Origin of the sequence: Bradyrhizobium sp. 62 (assembly GCF_023073035.1) — a bacterium.
Classification (GTDB): Bacteria; Pseudomonadota; Alphaproteobacteria; order Rhizobiales; family Xanthobacteraceae; genus Bradyrhizobium.
This window is the reverse complement of record NZ_JADPIT010000022.1, coordinates 26280-29279: the sequence shown is the minus strand read 5'-3', so window position 1 is coordinate 29279 and position 3000 is coordinate 26280. Positions and strand designations below refer to the sequence as shown.

Below are 3000 nucleotides of genomic sequence, written 5' to 3'. Positions count from 1 at the left end.
CCGCCGCGGTCGCAACCTGGGCCGGTGCGATCGAGCCGGTGGTCTCACGGGCCGGCACGGCGGCTGCGGCCTGGGCGGGCGCCGCCGGCGGAGTGGCGCGGAGCTTGTCAACAGTCTCGGACAGCTTCGCGATTTTGGCCATCGGCTCGGCCTGGGCCTTCTCGAGCTTGTCGAGACGGTCGTTGGTCCGGTTGAACTGGCCGAGGCCGGTCTTGGAGGTGTGCTCGACATTGGCCTTGAGCGCGACGACATCGGCATCGATCCGGGCGACCGAGGATTCCAGCGCGCTGGTGTCGGCGACCTGTGCCGGCGCGGGGCTTGCGAAGTGCATCATCCCTGCGGTCGCGAGCGCGCCGCTGATGGCGCCGACACTGGCCGCAATCGCCACCACCGCGGCCATCGCCGACAGGCGGCGCTTGCCGCCGGTCTCGCGCGGCTCGTCCGCCTTCACATGCGGCGCAAACTCCTCACCGCCCCAAGACCGCTCCGCGGGTGCCATGACGATGAGCTTGCCGGGCTTTGGCTCGGACCTGGTTTCGGGCTTGGGCTCGGCTTTGGTTTCGAACTTCGGCGTCTCGATCCTCGATGCCTCGATTTTTGGGGGCTCGACCTTGATTGGATCGGGCTTGACCGGATCAGGCTTCGGCGGCGTCTCGTGGTCGGGGGCAATCGAGGGGGCCTCGATGCCGGCAGCAGCCTCGATGGCCTGCGGCACGGTCGCTGCGGCTACGACGACGCCAGTATCCTGGGCGGCCTGCTCGGGTATTGGTTCGCTCACGGCTCAAATACTCCAGTCTCGGTTGACCTTTTGGTAACTTTCATTGCTTGCGAATTCCTTACCTGCGGACCCACTTACCAAAATTTTAGGAACTCATCCGGGGCCGAATTGGGCCGGGAAAGTGGAACCGGTGTGACGGCGTGCAACAAATCGTCAGCCGATGCTGCCCTGCGGTAGGCACGCTCCCGTCAGAACAGGCTGTTTGCCCGCCCCTGTTACCCCGCTAACATGACTGCCTGTCAGCCAGAACGGCTGCAGAGGCCCTTGGGGGGTGTCATGACGATCGAGAAGTGCATCAACGAGTTTGGCGTCGATGACATCATCTTCGAGGAAGGCTCGACCGGCCGCGAGCTGTACGTTGTCCTCGACGGGGAGGTCGAGATCGCCAAGTTCAGCGGCGCCAGCAAGACCAGCATCATCAAACTCGGCAAGGGCGAATTCTTCGGCGAGATGGCCGTGATCGACGGCTCCGCACGTTCGGCGACGGCGATCGCGGCGGCGCCGAACACCAAGGTGATGAGGGTCAACCACGCCCGCTTCGTCTATCTCGTCAGCCAGCAGCCGGCGTTTGCGCTGATGGTGATGGATGCGCTGTCGAAGCGCCTGCGCGCCGCCAACGCGGTCAGCTACCGGGCGGCCCAATCATGAGCGACGGCAAGCCGACGGCCTTTCCGGTCCTGATGAAGAACGACACCTGCTCGCTGATCCAGGCGGCGGACGACGTCTACCAGATCCGTTTCTCCAATCGCGCCGCCAATGTCTATCTCGTGCGCGGCTCGGCGCGGACCATCCTGATCGATACCGGGCTGTCCTCGAACTATGCGGCGATGGTCGAATGCCTGAACTTCGTCGGCTGCCCGCCGGAGAAGATCGACATGGTGGTGCTCAGCCACGAGCATCTCGACCATATCGGCGCGGCCTGGCACTTCAACGAGCGCCGCACCTTCGTCGCCGCCCATCGCCTCGCCGCCAACAAGATCATGCTGCGCGACGACTTCTCGATGCTGCGGAAGATGTTCAACGAGCCGAACGTGCCTGTCAATATCGACATCTGGCTCGAGGAGGGCAATCTGATCGACCTCGGCAATTTCCGTCTCAACGTGATGCACACGCCCGGCCACACCTCGGCTTGCATCACGCTGTTCGACCAGGACAAGGGGCTGTTGTTCGCCGCCGATACGCTCATGCCCGGCGGCGTGATGGGCGGCGTGTTCGGCTCGGGAAGCATCGCCGACTACATCGAATCGCTGGAGCGGCTGAAGGGGCTGGACTCGAAGATCCTGCTGTCCGGGCACGGGCGCCTGTCGGACACACCGCAGCAAGACGTCCGCATCGCGATTGCTAGGTCGCATGGATTGCTGGACGACACCGCGCAACTGTTCGACGCGCTTGATGCGCGCTCGAACTTCGAGCCGATCATGCAGTCGGTGCGGGATCTGAACAAGCTGGATGATTAGGTGGGCTGGCGGCTGGGTGTGCCTCTTTGCAAAAGAAGCACGGCGCTTCAAGCTCGCATTGCGAGCGAAGCGAAGCAATCCAGGCTTGCGAGCGCAGCGAAGCAATCCAGAGTCTCTCCGCGAGAGATTCTGGATTGCTTCGCTACGCTCGCAATGACGGAGTGTAGGGCTACCAGCCGGGACTACATCACCACCGGCGCATCCGGCAGCTCGTTCGCATGCGGGCCCTGCGGCGGGAAATGCTTTGCCAGCTCGCAGGACACCGCCTCGATCCCGCCGATCACGCCGCGCTCGAATTGCCCTGACCTGAACTCGGCTTCCATCGCGCGGCAGATGCTCTCCCAGCCCTCGGGGCCAACCTTCGTATCGATACCGCGGTCGGCGATGATCTCCACATCGCGGTCGGCGAGCAGGAGGTAGATCAGGACGCCATTGTTGTGCGCGGTGTCCCAGATGCGCAGTTGCGAGAACACGTCGAGCGCGCGCTCGCGCGCCGGCTGGTTGCGAAACAGCGGCCCGCCATCGAGCGCGCCTTCGACCACGAAGCGAACCTGCCCGGAATGCATGGCTTCGCCGCGCTTGATCGCCTGCTCGATGCGGTCGAGCACGCCCTTTGGGAACACCTGCTTGGCGCGCCAATGGTGCTGGAGCAGATGCCGGGTGATGCGCCTGATGCTCATGACCTACCAGCTCCCCGAAGCACCGCCGCCGCCAAAGCTGCCGCCACCGCCGCTGAAGCCGCCGCTCGACGACGACCCGCTGCTC

The 3000-nt window shown here is 64.5% G+C and carries 4 protein-coding genes; 2 read left to right on the top strand and 2 right to left on the bottom strand.

Annotated elements, in window-relative coordinates; translation table 11 throughout:
- On the bottom strand, positions 1–766 hold a 766-nt coding region (locus IVB47_RS23215; protein WP_247464751.1), incomplete at its 3' end, for a hypothetical protein.
- A 288-nt stretch (positions 767–1054) separates the two neighbouring features.
- On the opposite strand from IVB47_RS23215, the gene IVB47_RS23210 reads away from it, so the two are divergent.
- Positions 1055–1426, top strand: coding sequence for a Crp/Fnr family transcriptional regulator (locus IVB47_RS23210; RefSeq protein ID WP_027520234.1), 372 nt, complete (start codon positions 1055–1057; stop codon positions 1424–1426).
- Positions 1423–2235, top strand: coding sequence for an MBL fold metallo-hydrolase (locus IVB47_RS23205; RefSeq protein WP_247282469.1), 813 nt, complete (start codon positions 1423–1425; stop codon positions 2233–2235). The genes IVB47_RS23210 and IVB47_RS23205 overlap by 4 nt, the downstream gene beginning before the upstream one ends.
- A 182-nt stretch (positions 2236–2417) precedes the next feature.
- On the opposite strand, the gene IVB47_RS23200 is transcribed toward IVB47_RS23205, so the two are convergent.
- On the bottom strand, positions 2418–2915 hold the full coding sequence (locus IVB47_RS23200) for a TPM domain-containing protein (RefSeq protein WP_247464621.1): 498 nt from the start codon (positions 2913–2915) through the stop codon (positions 2418–2420).
- Positions 2916–3000 lie beyond the last annotated feature (85 nt).